The organism is Alkalibacillus flavidus (assembly GCF_040545925.1).
Lineage (GTDB): Bacteria > Bacillota > Bacilli > Bacillales > Alkalibacillaceae > Alkalibacillus > Alkalibacillus flavidus.
The window spans coordinates 92,404-107,142 of sequence record NZ_JBEPMX010000001.1; the positions used below are offsets into that span (position 1 = coordinate 92,404).

General features: G+C 39.7%; 17 protein-coding genes. 13 read left to right on the plus strand and 4 right to left on the minus strand.

Annotation, left to right across the window (positions count from 1 at the left end; all coding sequences use genetic code 11):
- Nucleotides 1-10 precede the first annotated feature (10 nt).
- The 5 genes from ABID56_RS00475 to ABID56_RS00495 all read left to right on the plus strand — a co-directional run bounded on the left by ABID56_RS00475 (nt 11) and on the right by ABID56_RS00495 (nt 5,310).
- Nucleotides 11-1,720 (plus strand): ABC transporter substrate-binding protein, encoded by a 1,710-nt coding sequence (locus tag ABID56_RS00475; RefSeq protein WP_354218377.1) that lies wholly within the window; start codon nt 11-13, stop codon nt 1,718-1,720.
- Between the two features lie 95 nt (nt 1,721-1,815).
- On the plus strand, nt 1,816-2,817 hold the full coding sequence (locus ABID56_RS00480) for an ABC transporter permease (RefSeq protein WP_354218378.1): 1,002 nt from the start codon (nt 1,816-1,818) through the stop codon (nt 2,815-2,817).
- A 12-nt stretch (nt 2,818-2,829) separates the two neighbouring features.
- Nucleotides 2,830-3,762, plus strand: a complete 933-nt coding sequence (locus tag ABID56_RS00485) for an ABC transporter permease (RefSeq protein WP_354218379.1) — start codon at nt 2,830-2,832, stop codon at nt 3,760-3,762.
- Nucleotides 3,763-3,932: 170 nt separating this feature from the next.
- Nucleotides 3,933-4,847: a cytochrome c oxidase assembly factor CtaG gene (ctaG, locus tag ABID56_RS00490; RefSeq protein ID WP_354218381.1), complete on the plus strand. Its 915-nt coding sequence runs from the start codon at nt 3,933-3,935 to the stop codon at nt 4,845-4,847.
- Between the two features lie 7 nt (nt 4,848-4,854).
- Complete coding sequence (locus ABID56_RS00495) at nt 4,855-5,310, plus strand: DUF420 domain-containing protein (protein ID WP_354218383.1); 456 nt, start codon at nt 4,855-4,857, stop codon at nt 5,308-5,310.
- A 54-nt stretch (nt 5,311-5,364) separates the two neighbouring features.
- Here ABID56_RS00495 and ytvI read toward each other — a convergent pair whose 3' ends face one another.
- Both ytvI and ABID56_RS00505 read right to left on the minus strand, forming a co-directional pair.
- Complete coding sequence (ytvI, locus tag ABID56_RS00500) at nt 5,365-6,423, minus strand: sporulation integral membrane protein YtvI (protein WP_354218384.1); 1,059 nt, start codon at nt 6,421-6,423, stop codon at nt 5,365-5,367.
- A 171-nt stretch (nt 6,424-6,594) separates the two neighbouring features.
- A complete protein-coding gene (locus ABID56_RS00505; protein ID WP_354218386.1) occupies nt 6,595-6,969 on the minus strand; it encodes a YugN family protein in 375 nt (124 codons plus the stop codon).
- Nucleotides 6,970-7,152: 183 nt separating this feature from the next.
- On the opposite strand from ABID56_RS00505, the gene ylbD reads away from it, so the two are divergent.
- Genes ylbD through ABID56_RS00520 form a run of 3 tightly spaced genes read left to right on the plus strand, consistent with a single transcriptional unit; the run spans nt 7,153 to nt 8,317 of the window.
- On the plus strand, nt 7,153-7,509 hold the full coding sequence (gene ylbD, locus ABID56_RS00510) for a spore coat protein YlbD (protein ID WP_354218388.1): 357 nt from the start codon (nt 7,153-7,155) through the stop codon (nt 7,507-7,509).
- Nucleotides 7,510-7,565: 56 nt separating this feature from the next.
- The gene (locus ABID56_RS00515) at nt 7,566-8,012 is read left to right on the plus strand and encodes a YlbF/YmcA family competence regulator (RefSeq protein ID WP_354218389.1); all 447 of its coding nucleotides are present in this window, start codon (nt 7,566-7,568) and stop codon (nt 8,010-8,012) included.
- 17 nt (nt 8,013-8,029) lie between these two features.
- Nucleotides 8,030-8,317 carry a YlbG family protein gene (locus tag ABID56_RS00520; RefSeq protein ID WP_354218391.1) on the plus strand — a complete coding sequence of 96 codons (288 nt, stop codon included), beginning with the start codon at nt 8,030-8,032 and terminating at the stop codon, nt 8,315-8,317.
- Between the two features lie 23 nt (nt 8,318-8,340).
- Here ABID56_RS00520 and ABID56_RS00525 read toward each other — a convergent pair whose 3' ends face one another.
- On the minus strand, nt 8,341-8,730 hold the full coding sequence (locus ABID56_RS00525) for a DUF7147 family protein (RefSeq protein WP_354218392.1): 390 nt from the start codon (nt 8,728-8,730) through the stop codon (nt 8,341-8,343).
- Between the two features lie 136 nt (nt 8,731-8,866).
- Here ABID56_RS00525 and ABID56_RS00530 point away from each other — a divergent pair, with 136 nt between their 5' ends.
- The 3 genes from ABID56_RS00530 (at nt 8,867) to coaD (ending at nt 11,573) form a co-directional block, all read left to right on the plus strand.
- Nucleotides 8,867-10,243 (plus strand): hypothetical protein, encoded by a 1,377-nt coding sequence (locus tag ABID56_RS00530; RefSeq protein ID WP_354218394.1) that lies wholly within the window; start codon nt 8,867-8,869, stop codon nt 10,241-10,243.
- 282 nt (nt 10,244-10,525) lie between these two features.
- Entirely contained in the window at nt 10,526-11,101 is a 576-nt protein-coding gene (rsmD, locus tag ABID56_RS00535) for a 16S rRNA (guanine(966)-N(2))-methyltransferase RsmD (RefSeq protein WP_354218396.1), read from the plus strand.
- Nucleotides 11,094-11,573, plus strand: a complete 480-nt coding sequence (gene coaD / locus ABID56_RS00540; RefSeq protein ID WP_354218398.1) for a pantetheine-phosphate adenylyltransferase — start codon at nt 11,094-11,096, stop codon at nt 11,571-11,573. Before rsmD ends, coaD begins: the two co-directional genes overlap by 8 nt.
- 5 nt (nt 11,574-11,578) lie before the next feature.
- Here coaD and ylbJ read toward each other — a convergent pair whose 3' ends face one another.
- A complete protein-coding gene (ylbJ, locus tag ABID56_RS00545) occupies nt 11,579-12,802 on the minus strand; it encodes a sporulation integral membrane protein YlbJ (protein ID WP_354218400.1) in 1,224 nt (407 codons plus the stop codon).
- A gap of 124 nt (nt 12,803-12,926) precedes the next feature.
- Here ylbJ and ABID56_RS00550 point away from each other — a divergent pair, with 124 nt between their 5' ends.
- Together ABID56_RS00550 and ABID56_RS00555 are read left to right on the plus strand one after the other, a co-directional pair.
- Nucleotides 12,927-13,712 carry a patatin-like phospholipase family protein gene (locus ABID56_RS00550; RefSeq protein WP_354218401.1) on the plus strand — a complete coding sequence of 262 codons (786 nt, stop codon included), beginning with the start codon at nt 12,927-12,929 and terminating at the stop codon, nt 13,710-13,712.
- Entirely contained in the window at nt 13,706-14,728 is a 1,023-nt protein-coding gene (locus ABID56_RS00555; RefSeq protein ID WP_354218403.1) for a SepM family pheromone-processing serine protease, read from the plus strand. Before ABID56_RS00550 ends, ABID56_RS00555 begins: the two co-directional genes overlap by 7 nt.
- Nucleotides 14,729-14,739 lie beyond the last annotated feature (11 nt).

The window sequence follows — 14,739 nt, forward strand, 5'->3', positions numbered from 1 at the left end:
GGGTAAGGTTATGAAAGTGAAGTATTCTTGGCTTATCGCCATGGTATTCGCACTTGTGCTCGTTTTAGCAGCGTGCGGTGGCGAAGGTGATGATTCATCTTCAGATGATGGTTCGTCTGATGAAGACCAGTCTGAAGATCAGTCAGGCTCTGATAACGATTCGAGTGATAGTGAAGGGGGAAGCGATAGCGCTGACTCTGGTGACGGAGAAGACATTCTAGTTTATGCACGTGGTGGTGACTCAGAAAGTTTAGACTTTGCAAGTACAACTGATGGTGAGTCATCTCGTGTGACGAAGCAAATCTATGAAAGTCTTCTAGAATTTGAAGAAGATTCGTTCGAAATTAAACCAGGCTTAGCTCAAGATTGGGAAGTGAGCGATGATGGTTTAACGTATACGTTCCAATTAGAAGAAGGCGTGACGTTCCATGATGGAACTGACTTTAACGCTGAAGCTGTTAAGACAAACTTTGAACGTTGGTCTGGTGCAGATGATACGTATGCATTTGAAGATGAAGGGTATGCGTATTCGATGTACGGCACAATGTTCGGTGGTTTTGACGGTGACGAAGGTCATGTGATTGACTCGATCAATGTTGTTGACGATCATGAAATTGAATTCCAACTTAAGCGTCCATTAGGTTTCTTCTTACAAAACATGGCGATGAGTTACTTTGCGATCACATCGCCAGCTGCATTAGAAGAACATGGCGCAGCGATTAACGAAAATCCAGTAGGTACTGGTCCATTCAAATTCGTTAGTTGGGAAAGAGATAACCAAATTAAGTTAGAAGCGTTTGAAGATTACCGTAAAGACGGTCAGCCTAAATTAGACGGTGTTGTTTTTGAGGTTATTCCAGATAACTCGTCTCGTTTAATCGCATTAAACTCTGGTGAAGTTCATATCATGGACGGTTTAAACCCAGATGATGCTGCAGGTGTAGAAGAAAGTGACGAAACGAAACTTTATACACGTCCAGCGAACAACTTTGGTTACTTAGGTTTCCAAACTGAAAAAGAACCAATGGATGATAAGTTAGTGCGTCAAGCGATTAACCACGCAATTAATCGTGAAGAAATTGCAGAAGCAATGTATGCAGGTTACGCGCAACCAGCTGTTAACCCATTACCACCTAACTACTTAGGTTATAATGATGAGTTAGAAGTTTATGAATATGACTTAGAAAAAGCTCAATCTCTATTAGCAGAAGCTGGTTATGAAGATGGCTTTGAACTGGATCTATGGACAATGCCTGTTGCTCGTCCATACATGCCAGATGCGCAAACTTTAGCAACGATTATTCAATCCGATTTATCTGAAATTGGCGTTTCAGTGAACATCGTAAACCGTGAGTGGGCACCATACCTTGAACAAACAGCAGCTGGTGAGCAAGAAATGTTCATGCTCGGTTGGTCAGGTACAAACGGTGATCCTGACTACTTCTTAAGTAGTTTACTTCATGGTGACAATGCTGGTGCAAGTAACCGTACATTCTATGAGAATGAGGAAGTAAACGAGTTGCTAGACCAAGCGAAAGTTGCAACTGATCAAGATGAACGTGCTGAGCTTTATAAAGAAGCACAAGCTTTAATTTATGAAGATTCACCAATGATTCCGCTCGTACACTCTGAACCTGTTCTTGCTTCTCTAAGCAATGTTCAAAACTATGTACCTCACCCATCTACAAGTGAGTCATTAGCAGAAGTGGAATTAGAATAATAAGAGGAGGGAGGGTAGTAGAGCAAACCTCTACTACCTTTCTTCATTTCTTTAATGGCTACATAGACTATGACAAAAAGAACTGAGGTGAAAACATGTTAGCCTATACGATTCGTCGCTTATTTATGTTAATTCCTGTCTTATTAGGGATGACATTAATTGTGTTTTCAATCGTTCACTTAATCCCAGGAAACCCAGCTCAAACTATTTTAGGTGAAACAGCTACTCAAGAAGCTATTCGAGAATTAGAAGAAAACATGGGCTTAAATGAACCATTCTTTGTGCAATATGGACTGTATTTAGCGGATTTATTTCAAGGGGACTTAGGGCAATCATTAAGAACGAAAGTCGATATTGGACAAGAAATTTTACCGCGTGTGGCTGCAACATTTGAACTGACATTTTTCGCTATGCTATTTGCTATTATCATTGGCGTTAATGCAGGTATTATTAGCGCGTGGAAACAAAATACATGGTTAGATTTCGCAGCAATGATTTTCGCGTTAGTCGGGGTATCGATGCCTGTTTTCTGGCTCGCTCTTATGGAACAGTGGGTGTTTGCTCAAGAACTCGGCTGGCTTCCATCTTCAGGACGGCAACCGAGTACAGGACAAATTGAACCGATTACCCATTTCTACGTGATTGACTCCTTACTTCATTTGGATTTTGGTCGTCTGATGCAAGTGTTGTCACACTTAGTGTTACCGGCTGTCGCACTAGGAACGATTCCGATGGCGATTATTGCTCGTATGACGCGTTCTAGTATGTTAGAAGTGATGAAATCCGATTATATTCGTACAGTTCGAGCGAAAGGGTCTGGTCAATTTCTCGTCATTTATAAACACGCTCTTCGAAATGCCACGATTCCGGTTTTAACGGTTATCGGTTTGCAAACCGGTGTCTTATTAGGAGGCGCTATTTTAACTGAGACGATCTTTGCTTGGCCTGGTGTTGGACGTTACGTCTATGAAGGGATTAATTACCGCGATTATCCTGTTATTCAGTCTGGTATTTTAATCATTGCCTTTTTATTCGTCATGATTAATTTAATTGTGGATTTACTTTATGCTTACATTGATCCAAGGATTAAATATTAAGGGGGTTAAAGGATGAAGACGAGAGAAGAACAACGTGAACAAATAGATGACCAAACAGAGGCCCATAATCCCAATCCCTATCACCAAGAAGAAGACGTTGAAGCGATATCACCTTGGAAAGATGCTTTAAAGCAATTACGAAAAAGCCCACTTGCGATAACAGGGTTTTCCCTCATTTTGTTTTTTATCATTTTAGGTTTTGTGGCACCTGTTGTGTCTCCGTATGAATTCGATGGGGATGATCCAGTTAATCGACTACAAAGCCCATCTGCTGATCATTGGTTAGGAACCGATCACATTGGCCGTGATATATTTACTCGAATCGCTTATGGTGCAAGGATTTCTTTATTGACTGGTTTTACAGCGGTTTCAGGCGCTTTAGTATTCGGAACGATTCTTGGAATTATTTCGGGGTATTTCGGTCGCTGGGTTGACATGTTAATCTCACGTATTTTTGATATTTTACTTGCTTTCCCAAGTATTTTACTTGCCATTGCTGTCGTGGCGATTCTTGGAACTTCACTAACGAACGCATTGATTGCGATTGCGATTATTAACATACCAATATTCGGTCGTCTCGTTCGTTCGAAAGTGATCAGTTTGCGTGAAGAAGAGTTTATTATGGCAGCTCGAGCCCAAGGGATGAAAAAAGGGCGTATATTATTACATCATATTTTACCGAACAGTTTAGCGCCTATTATCGTTCAGGCTACACTCGGTTTTGGTACAGCTATTCTTGAAGCGGCAGCGCTCGGATTCCTCGGTTTAGGTGCTCAGCCGCCGACACCAGAGTGGGGTAAAATGTTATCTGAATCGCGAGACTTCATTCAATTGGCACCGTGGACATTAATCTTCCCAGGTGTGTCGATCATGCTCGTTGTATTAGGCTTTAACTTAATCGGTGACGGCTTACGTGACGCACTCGATCCGAAGATGAAAAATTAAATGTATCAAAATGACCTAAAAGGGACTGACTCTCTTTTAGGTTTTTTCATTGTTGAGCAGCTGTAATTTCAACAATTTTATTAACGTTCATCGAAATGGTCGAGCCGGCTCATAATATCATGTATACTAAACGTAAATGATGTTATTATGGACCTTAAGAGGTGAAACCAATGTGGGATAAAATACAAATCTTCGGTTTCAGAGCGATGTGGAACCCTGAGATTATTGCAATAACTGTTATATTGATTGTGCTGTTCTACTTATTTACAGGACCGTTAAAACATAAAGCAGGATTAACAGAAGAACCAACACGTGGTCAAAAAGCGTCTGTTTACTCGGCCTTGGTGATCTTCTATTTATTAAAAGGCTCGCCGATTTATTTGCTATCACATATCGTATTGATGGCACATATGGCACAAATGGCGGTACTGTATTTAATCGTTCCTATTTTGATTATAAGAGGCATTCCAGAGCAATGGTGGCAAAAGCTGTTTGACATAACTGGTTTGAAGCACGTACTCAATTTATTTACGCGGCCTTTAGTCGCTTTAGTCATGTTTAATTTATTATTTTCGTTTTATCATATTCCGATGATTTTAGATTTCACAAAATCGAGTACGCCAGTGCACTGGGCTGTCACACTATTATTATTAGTGTTTGCTTTATTTATGTGGTGGCCGATTTTCGGTCCGCTCGAGAAGCGTGTCGAACTTAAACCGCTGTTTAAAGTGTTATATATTTTTGGTGCAGGTATTTTGTTAACACCAGCATGTGCGTTAATTATATTTGCTGATACGCCACTATATGCGACGTACTCAGAACCTGACGCCTTTATGCAAGCGTTACAATTGTGTGTGCCTGCAGGTGTTTTAGAAGGGATGAATTTAGGTGGGCCACAAGTCTTTTTAGACATGCCACTTGTTTATGACCAACAGGCAGCAGGTATCATTATGAAAGTGTCGCAAGAATTTATTTATGGTGCTTTATTGGCGCGCATATTTTATGCATGGTATAACAGTGAAAATTATGGAATCGACCCACTGCCACAAGATTTAGATCAACAAGCTACAGTAGAGAGAGGATGACAATAGAATGCCTTTTTTACCGACAATCAGCACCGTATTTATCGTCATTAGTGCGATATTAGTCGCAATTGGTTGGACGTTTATTGCTAAGGGGAAAGCAACTGCTCACAGACGGACGATGATTGCGGCTGCGATTTCAGCGTTAACATTTTTCATTTTGTATGTATCGCGTACGATTTTTCTTGGTAACCAGACATTTGGTGGACCAGAGGATATGCAAATCTATTATACGAGCTTTTTGATTTTCCATATCTTTTTAGCGACAACAGGGGCCGTTTTTGGGTTAATTACGCTTTATTTAGCGTTTAAGCGACGTATTAGTAAGCATCGTAAAATCGGACCTGTAACGGCGGTTATTTGGTTCTTTACAGCGATCACAGGTGTTATAGTCTACTTATTGTTATACATTTTATATGATGGTGGTCATAGTACGAGTTTATTCCGCGCGATATTCGGTGGCTAATTCAAATGAAAAGCCGCGTAAACTGATAATCAGTTTACGCGGCTTTTTTATTAGTTAAATCTTAAATTTCCATTTAATAATACCTGCTTCACGAGCTGAGTTGAAAATAATCACGACGATCGGTCCGATAAAGAAACCGAGAATGCCGATAAGTTGTAACCCAATGTACATTGAAATCAAGGTAGGGAGAGGTTTTAACCCAATATGATGCCCCATCACTTTCGGTTCGACTGTACGTCTGATGGTAAGTAGTACGACCGCTAGGATCCCAAGTTGTAAGCCCATGAGTGTGTCACCAGCTAAGAACATGTATATCGACCAAGGTGCCAATATAATGATTGAGCCAATAATAGGGATGAGGTCAACTAACCAAATTAGGATGGACATGAGTAAGGCAATTTCTGGTGTAATAAATAGAAGTGCCACAAGGGTCACTGTGAAAATGATTAAACTGACCAAAAATTGCGCTTTGAAAAAACCTAATAAGACAAATGCGAGTCGATTATTCATAAACTGAAACTTTTCTCGCGTTTCATCTGTCATTAATTTATACGTTTTTTGTCGTAAATTAGGTAAATCGAGCATGAATAAAAATAACGCAATCATGTACACGATGAAACTAATTAAGAAGTCCGGTATGTTGAGAAAGAACTGGGCAATACGGTCAATCTCAATGTAGCCCATAATTTGTTGTTCGATTGATTCTAAATGTTGAATAGTTGTCGATTCGACTTCATCGACAAATTGAGTCGGCCATTCTTCTGTAAACGTGTCAATGTTATCTTGTAAAGAGATCAGCATGTTTTCAACGTCTTTAATATATTCTGGTGCATTTTCTGTTAATTTGACGACTTGACCGATTGTTTTTGTGACGGTATATGTACCAATCGTCGCTATAACAGACAAAAAGATAAAAAAGACGATTGTTACAGCTAATGTTCGTTTGAAATTAAAACGTGTCATAAACCAACGAATCGCTGGATTAAGGATTAATGCGGTTAGCAGTGCTAAAATAAGTGGAACAGAAATGGGTAGTATGAAGTAGCTGACGATAACGGAAATAATTGCGAGAAAGATTAACGTCCACTGCTTCCTAGTTATGTTTTTAAACAACGTGATAAGTGTCTCCTTTCATATGGTGGTTACCCGTATTATAACACGATAAAATGAATCTAAGGTGCCTATAAACTTAAAATTCTGACATTTTAAACCAAAAGGAATTATTTGGAGACCTATGTGATAAAGGTGACCGACACTTAGTCATCGGTCACCTTTTATAACGCATTATGATTGCGCTTCTTCCTTGAATTTTTCTAAGTCTTCTTCGACCTTTTGTAAGACGCGTTCAGCACGCTCCACGACATTGTTAGGGAAATCTTCATCGCCATATTCAACACCGTGTGGATAGTAGTGTTTTCCAAGTAATGGTGGTAATAGTTGCATAAGGCCTGTGCCTTTATCAACATCACCTTCTAAGGCCACGCCACGTAATCTTAAGTAATACGTAATATTTTTTTCTGGAGAGTTCATTTTTAAATCATATGTGGCACGTTCGTAATCCCATTGTCCAGCAAGTACGAAACCGTTTTGTTCGAGGACGTGAGTTAACGGCTCTTGCTTTACAACAGTCTCATCAATCGAGAACTTTGTTATTTCCATCTCGTTCACCTCTTCTAAATTCTTCTCGTCAAATTCATCATATTATGAAATCGGGATTTTATCAATTATTTCTTGCTAATTAATCATGACTTGTAACAATTTTATCAAATCTGTCTTTAAGAATGAACTGTCTGCATTCATGAACCGTATAATAATATAAATTATTTCAAAGGAGGCAGATATATGTCTTCACATCCTTTAACACCAAAAGTCGAACGGTTTAAACAATTCGTTGAAAGGCATCCTGACTTGATTGATCTAGTGAGAGAAGGAACATATACGTGGCAAAAGCTTTATTCACTTTGGAAAGAACATGGTGAAACGAGTGATGTTTGGAACAAATTAACCGATAAACAAAAGTCATCAACGAATTATAGTGATCACATTCAATCCTTGTTACAAAAATTGGCTGACTTAGACGTTGAACGGGTTGAACACCAGGTCAATCAAATGATGAAAACATTAGGCCAAGTCGAACAATTAACCAAAGAATTTCAGCGTTTGAAGCAACAAAAACGACCGAAGCGATTTCCATGGTAATCGATATTGGTTTTTCGCGACAGTTTTTGTTATGATGACGATATGGAGGTGTCATCATGTTAGCGGATATGGACGTTATTGACGTATTAGAACAAGCCGAAAAGCTCGGTGATATGATTAAACAATCAGAAGACTATGAAATATACCAAGAACATAAACAACAATTATATAACGATGCTGAAGCACAACGCTTAATGAACAACTTTCAACAAATGAAAGAGGATTATGAGGATGTGCAACGTTTCGGACGATATCATCCCGATTATACGAAGATTATGAAAGAGATCCGTGAAGTAAAACGTGACCTCGATATGCACGATACAGTGGCTTCGTTTAAACAAACAGAAACACAATTGCAATCATTACTAGATGATGTTTCTGAAGTTGTTGCCAATGCGGTTAGTCCGAATATTAAAGCGCCACGTGATGGTATCGCGCTGAAGGACACCGGTGATAGTTGCGGCTGTGGTAGCGGTGGTGAATGTGGCTGCCAGGCATCGTAAAATTGGGGGAATGCTGAGTGTTTACGAAACGACGTGGCTTAATTGTGTGGTTTAAACATATTAAACAAGCAAAAAAATTACGCCGATTTGGCCATTTAATCTATACATCCAAGCGTCAAAAGTATGCGGTGCTGTATGTTGATCAAGATGATGTCGATGAGGTGAAAGCAGATCTTGAATCACAATCATTTGTCACTGCAGTCGATTTATCACATAAGCCAGATATTTCAACAGCTTATCAAGGTATGCTCGAAAAATCGCATGATTTAGATGCTGAGATGGAAAGCTTTTATCAAAGCGGGTGATGTTTTACACATTCACCCGCTTTTTATATAGGTGGTAATAAATGATTGAGTCTTAAGACGGCAATTAACTGTTGGAAATATAAAGATTCATCGTGGAAATTCGTTGAGGGTTGAACGTCAAATTCGATAATAGGGACGTCGATGCGTTCGCTTACTTGTTGAAAAGCTTGATACCGTTTGTGGCTCTTGCCTTCAACTGGTTTTGGCATCCCTTCTAAACAAATGTAAATCGGTAAAAAATGTCCTTGTGTCGTAGGTTTCATAATCGCGGCAAATGAAGTAACATCCTCACCGTTTTTATGTGTATGCAACGCTAATAAATGTTGCACGCGTTCGGGCATCGAATCAATTAACGTCATGAGTTCGTATACATCGCCGTAGCCTTCACCTAATTTTATAAAATGTTGTGTCACGTTTTATTCCTCCATTCATTACATACATAATGTAGCACGGTGAAGGTGTTTTGTGAAATAATAGTATCCTCTTGTCGAATTTGATAAAGTAAAGATTGTAGGATAAAAAGACTAAGACCTGTGGGTGATGATGAGCATGCGCGCTCTGTGGAGTATTATTGTTTTTTTAACGATTACAAGTGTATTATTGGGGGGCTATCACTGGTCGTCGTATCAAGAATCGTCTGCTGATGAGAATCAATCGATGGTGGATGAGACGGTGACGGTAGAAGAACGGGGACAAGACCTTGTTATTGAGCACCGTTTGGATAAGATTGAAGTAGAATCTGCCAAGCTAAATGTGCCAGATAGCGTTCAAGAATTAACCTGTTTAGAAGAAGGGTGCGACTACAGTGACAGTCGTCTTACAGTTAACGCAAGTGGCGTTTATACATTGTCGTATGTTGTACCTAAACAGTCTATCGTTTCGGATGTTATATACATGAGTGACTGGCTTGTGAATATTAATCATGATGCATTAACTGACCAAAAACGAGATATTCGCATTTCATTATCAGCTGAACAAGAAGGCGCCTGGTATAGTTTAAATACACCTATCTTAAATAGCGAACGTGAAAACATTCATTATTATGAGTGGCAACACCATAATGTTGGAGAACCGCCATTAATTAAAGTGAGCCACCCATTTTCTCATACTCAAAGGTTAGACCAATTAACAGTGTTATCAAATCGTTCTGTAGCGTCATCAGACATTCAAATATTAAGAGATGTTATTAATCAATCACACAATCAAGTGCTTATTGTAGATGACAGTTTAAATGAAGTGATAACGGACCATTTAGTCGTTGTGCGTCAGCTTGATCAATCGATCGAATCATTGTTTAGTCGGTTTTTAAAATCGATCTCATCTGACTCAAGTGCTGATGCGGAGGTCATTGATGTTTTAACGGCGTTTTATTATGACAATGATAACGAAGATAAAATGGTGCAAGTGTTAAATGACGTGCTAACTGAAGATGAACAGGCGTTATGGTTTCAACAGTTAATGGATTTGGAAACGAACCAGGGAAATTTAACAGCTATAGCTGATGATTTGTTAAGTCAACTACTAGGTTATGACGTATCATTTTTTACCTATAATCAAAAATCATCAACGTATGTCCCGTTTTACGGTGACGTCACGAAACAGGTGATGGTTCAAGGTGAGGAATCTGATATTGATTTGAAACAACGTGAAGAGACGATTTATATGGCGATTGACACGTTTCTAGATAGATTCGATTTATACGGTTTTTCGGTTGATAACCGGAATGAATGGTTCGCAGAATATGATGCTGACCAAATGCGATTTTATATTAATCGTAATGTGTATACGATTAATGATAGGCGCTATCAAGTGCCGGAAACAGCTTGGTTTCAAGCACAAGGTAAAACGTATATTGAGCTTAGTTTATTAGCTCGTATCTTTGATCGAACTTACAACCAAAATGACGAACGGATTGAAATAGAATAAAAAAATGGCTCTTTTTCAAGTCGTCTTGAAAAAGAGCCTCAATCTCTTTGTTCAAAAAACAAAGAGCACAAAAAGGGAGAGGAGAAACCGGAAGAAGCACTTATGGGGAATGATAAGACTTCTCCGAACGAGAACGGATTCCTCAATACCGTTCTTAAGCCTCATTATTGCCATAATCGTGAAAGTTATACGTTTTTTAATAAAAATTTATGTGTAACATTGACATTTGTCGTCACTTCTATAAAGATATTAGTGAGACGAACGAATAAAGTGGGTGATGTCATGCGCGTAATTGCTGGAGAATTTAAAGGTCGGCCGTTGAAAGCGGTACCGGGAAAAAAGACGAGACCGACGACTGATAAAGTTAAAGAAGCTTTATTTCATCGTATTGGCCCTTATTTTGATGGGGGAGACGCGCTTGATTTATTTGCTGGTAGTGGCGGTTTAGGTATTGAAGCCTTAAGCCGAGGGATGGATCATGTTGTATTTGTCGATCAACAAGGACAAGCGATTAAAACGATACAAGACAATGTTAAAACGTTTTCCCTAAGCGATCGTTGTGACATTTTTCGCCAAGATGCTTTTCGTGCTATTAAAGCAGCACATAAACAAGGACGACAATTTGATATGATATTTCTCGATCCACCGTACGGTCAAGTATCGTTTGATAAATTATTAGCCGCTTTAAGAGACTATAACGTGTTAAGGGATGATGCGCTCATTATTTGTGAGCATCCACCTGAAGAAACACTACAAGAAGACATCCAAGGTTATGAATACGTCAGAACGAATACATACAGTCAAACGATCGCCGTGACGACGTATCGTTATAAGAATCAGGAGGAAGATTATGTATAAAACAGCCATCTGCCCAGGAAGTTTTGACCCGATTACAAACGGCCATTTAGATATTATTAGACGTGGTTCAGAAGTGTTTGATCATGTAATCGTTGCCGTGTTTAACAATCAATCGAAGTCACCATTATTTAGTGTCGATGAACGATTAGCATTGATTAGAGAAGCGACGAAAGATTTAAGTAATGTGTCTGTTGATGTAAGTCACGGGTTATTAGTTGATTATGCAAAAGAAAAAGAAGCAACAGCGATTCTGAGAGGATTAAGAGCCGTCAGTGATTTTGAATACGAAATGCAAATTACTTCGATGAATCGCCATTTGAATGATAATGTCGAGACGTTGTTTATGATGACGAATAATAAGTATTCATTTTTAAGCTCAAGCATGGTGAAAGAAGCAGCCCGGTATCAGTCAGATGTATCTGAATTGGTCCCAGAAGTAGTCGAACGAGCATTACAAGAAAAGTATAACTAATAACACTATCCCATCCACTTATGCAGTTGGTTGGGATATTTTTTAAATAACAAAACAACACCGACAGCGAGTGTTAATCCTGTGACGAATGGACCGATCGATTGTAGTGTGTTAAACATATCAAAGGCAGCATTCGGTGTGAATGAAGACGTGTCGACTGGTACGTGACTGTTTGTCGTGCCTTGCTTATTTATATATAACGGACGATACAATACCGTCAGTAGGCAAGCAGCTAAAATCATATGCAACAATCGCCCTAACAAATAAGGGGCGTAACGAATGTCAGTATCAGCGATGATACTAGCAACTTGTGCGTGAATCGACAAGCCGTTAAACGCTAGGAGGATAGAAACCATTAATAGTTGAATGAAGAGTGTCACCTCACTGGTCTGCGCGACCATTTGTGTTCCGAGTGTGATTTCTAGTAATCCGCTAACTATTGGAAGAGCTAAAGAATCAGGTAAGCCAAACATCATTAAAATGAACTTAAACACGATTGATAATAGACCGGAAATCCCAGTCATAAACAACAATTTATTCGCAACAGAGAACAAGATGATGAAGCCACCAATCATCACGAGTGTTTTTATCGATGACATAACAGCTTCACCTAGCATTTGCCCGAGTGGAGGACTGGTTTTTAATTGGTGGTGTAACGTCTGCCGAACGTCTGCCAATAGATGGCGCTTAGGCTGATGGTATGAGCTTGTCCTATCAGCTTGCTTTTGATAAAAGCGCATGCATAGTCCGACACCTAAACTAGCTCCGTAATGACTTACTGCGATCAGCCAGCCGAGTGTAGCATCGTGAAAAAAACCAACTGCAACAGCGCCAAAAATAAACAACGGATTCGATGCATTCGTAAAAGCGAGGAGTCGCTCAGCTTCAAGTTGTGTGACGCTTCCTTCTTGGCGTAGGCGACTCGCGATTTTAGCGCCTGATGGATAGCCGCTAATGAGTCCCATTCCTACTCCGATACTGCCAGCACCTGAGACATTGAAAAGGGGGCGCATAATAGGTTCTAATAGGATTCCTATAGCTTTGACAATCCCTAAAGCCAGTAATAATTCAGCCATAATGAAAAATGGTAGAAGTGAAGGGAATACGATTTCAGACCATAATGTTAACCCACGAATAGAAGCTTCGAATGTTTGATCAGGAAAGCGAATCATAGCCATAGTCAGAAACAGGGTTCCAATTGCATAATAGAATGAACTCAACTTGAACATAACTTAATCTCCTCGTCGTTAAGCTGTACGAATATAGACACCCGTAGTAAAATATAAATGAATCAAAGAATAAGATATTGATATATATGATAGCTGGGCTTTAACTAGAAGAGGTGTTAACGAGATGAACCGTCCTAAAATAGGGTTAGCGTTAGGTTCTGGTGGGGCAAGAGGTTTTTCACATCTCGGTGTGATTAAAACATTAGTCGACCATGATATCCCGATTGATTATATTGCGGGAAGTAGTATGGGTGCGATGATTGGCTCTTTGTATGGGGCTGGTCAACGAATAAATGATTTGTACAAATTAGCGCTAACATTTAAACGAAAATATTTTATGGATGTTGCTGTGCCACGCATGGGATTGCTTCAAGGCGAACGAATTAAATCATACATTCGTTTATTTACATACGACAAAACGTTAGAACAGTTTCCGATCCCAGTGTCGATTGTCGCGACAGATTTGTATTCAGGACAACGGGTTGTCTTTCGCGAAGGTGATGCCGCAACGGCCGTGCGGGCGAGTATTTCAATTCCAGGAGTGTTCGTTCCCGAAAAAGTTAATGATCAATTTCTCGTTGATGGTGGTGTGATTGACCGAGTTCCTATTTCCGTCGTCCGTGATATGGGAGCGGATATTATTTTAGCGGTGGATTGTTCAAAGTTCGAAGCGAATGACGATATTCATTCGATTTATGATATTATCATGCAAAGCATTGACATTATGCAGGATGATATTACGGATCATATCATGATGGATGCGGATGTCGTCATGCGACCTGAAGTGTATCAGTTTAGTTCGCGTAACTATTCCAATACGAAAGAAATTATTCAAAAAGGTGAAGAAGAAGCAGAACGACAAATCGAGCAAATAAAAGCACTGATGAAAGGTTGGAATAGCTCATGTTAGGTTTTAATAAAAAACATGTTATTTTTTTAATTGTCACGATTGCGATTGCGACATTTATATCATTTTATAAGTTAGATTATTATATTTATCAGCCAGGTGATACAACATCGCTTTCTAATGTGATTGAGATCGAGGGGGCAGACAGCGAGGTAGGTCGATATAATCTCGTCACGGTGCGAGGCGGACAGGCCACGCCCGCTTACTATATATGGGCATCGTTTCAAGAGCATTATGATATTGTCGACTTAGAACAAGTGCGTCCAAATGGTATTAGTCAAGAAGAGTATATGGAAACGCAACTACATTATATGGAAAACTCTCAAGAAGCGGCGACTGTTGTGGCATATGAAGCGGCAGGTGCTGATATAACGATAGATTATAATGGAACATACGTGGCAGGTGTATTGCCAGATATGCCAGCAGCTGATGTGATTGAACCTGGTGACGAAATCATTGCGATTAATGGTTATGACGTTGAATCGACTGAAGAGATTATTGAACGAACGTCTTCCTATGAGATGGGTGATGAGATTGATGTGACCGTATTACGCAATGAAGAAGAGGTCACCGTCTCAGTCGAGCTAGCGCCTTTACCGCAAGAACCTGATCGGCCGGGGATGGGCGTTTCTCTTGTGACCGATCGCGAAGTGACTGAAGACCCTGAAGTTGAATTTAATAGCGGTCAAATTGGTGGCCCGAGCGCTGGGTTAATGTTTTCACTGGCGATATACGATCAATTAACAGATGGTGATTTAACGAATGGATTGAATATCGTCGGAACAGGTGAAATGAGCTATAGTGGCGACGTTGGTCCGATTGGTGGCATTGATAAGAAGATTGTCGCGGCTGAAGAAGATGGAGCCGATATTTTCTTTGCGCCAAATGAAAATGGACAAGAAGACTCGAACTATAGCGTGGCAGTCGAGACGGCAGAAGAGATTGATGCGTCGTTAGAAGTCGTTCCTGTTGATACATTCCAAGATGCGGTAGATTATTTAGAATCATTGGATGAGTAGATAAGAAAATG

Bases quoted from the DNA above. Each gene is read 5' to 3' on its own strand.
- ABID56_RS00475 (WP_354218377.1), top strand. From the start codon at position 11: ATGAAAGTGAAGTATTCTTGGCTTATCGCCATGGTATTCGCACTTGTG.
- ABID56_RS00480 (WP_354218378.1), top strand. From the start codon at position 1,816: ATGTTAGCCTATACGATTCGTCGCTTATTTATGTTAATTCCTGTCTTA.
- ABID56_RS00485 (WP_354218379.1), top strand. From the start codon at position 2,830: ATGAAGACGAGAGAAGAACAACGTGAACAAATAGATGACCAAACAGAG.
- ctaG (WP_354218381.1), top strand. From the start codon at position 3,933: ATGTGGGATAAAATACAAATCTTCGGTTTCAGAGCGATGTGGAACCCT.
- ABID56_RS00495 (WP_354218383.1), top strand. From the start codon at position 4,855: ATGCCTTTTTTACCGACAATCAGCACCGTATTTATCGTCATTAGTGCG.
- ABID56_RS00505 (WP_354218386.1), bottom strand. From the start codon at position 6,969: ATGGAAATAACAAAGTTCTCGATTGATGAGACTGTTGTAAAGCAAGAG.
- ylbD (WP_354218388.1), top strand. From the start codon at position 7,153: ATGTCTTCACATCCTTTAACACCAAAAGTCGAACGGTTTAAACAATTC.
- ABID56_RS00515 (WP_354218389.1), top strand. From the start codon at position 7,566: ATGTTAGCGGATATGGACGTTATTGACGTATTAGAACAAGCCGAAAAG.
- ABID56_RS00530 (WP_354218394.1), top strand. From the start codon at position 8,867: ATGCGCGCTCTGTGGAGTATTATTGTTTTTTTAACGATTACAAGTGTA.
- rsmD (WP_354218396.1), top strand. From the start codon at position 10,526: ATGCGCGTAATTGCTGGAGAATTTAAAGGTCGGCCGTTGAAAGCGGTA.
- coaD (WP_354218398.1), top strand. From the start codon at position 11,094: ATGTATAAAACAGCCATCTGCCCAGGAAGTTTTGACCCGATTACAAAC.
- ylbJ (WP_354218400.1), bottom strand. From the start codon at position 12,802: ATGTTCAAGTTGAGTTCATTCTATTATGCAATTGGAACCCTGTTTCTG.
- ABID56_RS00550 (WP_354218401.1), top strand. From the start codon at position 12,927: ATGAACCGTCCTAAAATAGGGTTAGCGTTAGGTTCTGGTGGGGCAAGA.
- ABID56_RS00555 (WP_354218403.1), top strand. From the start codon at position 13,706: ATGTTAGGTTTTAATAAAAAACATGTTATTTTTTTAATTGTCACGATT.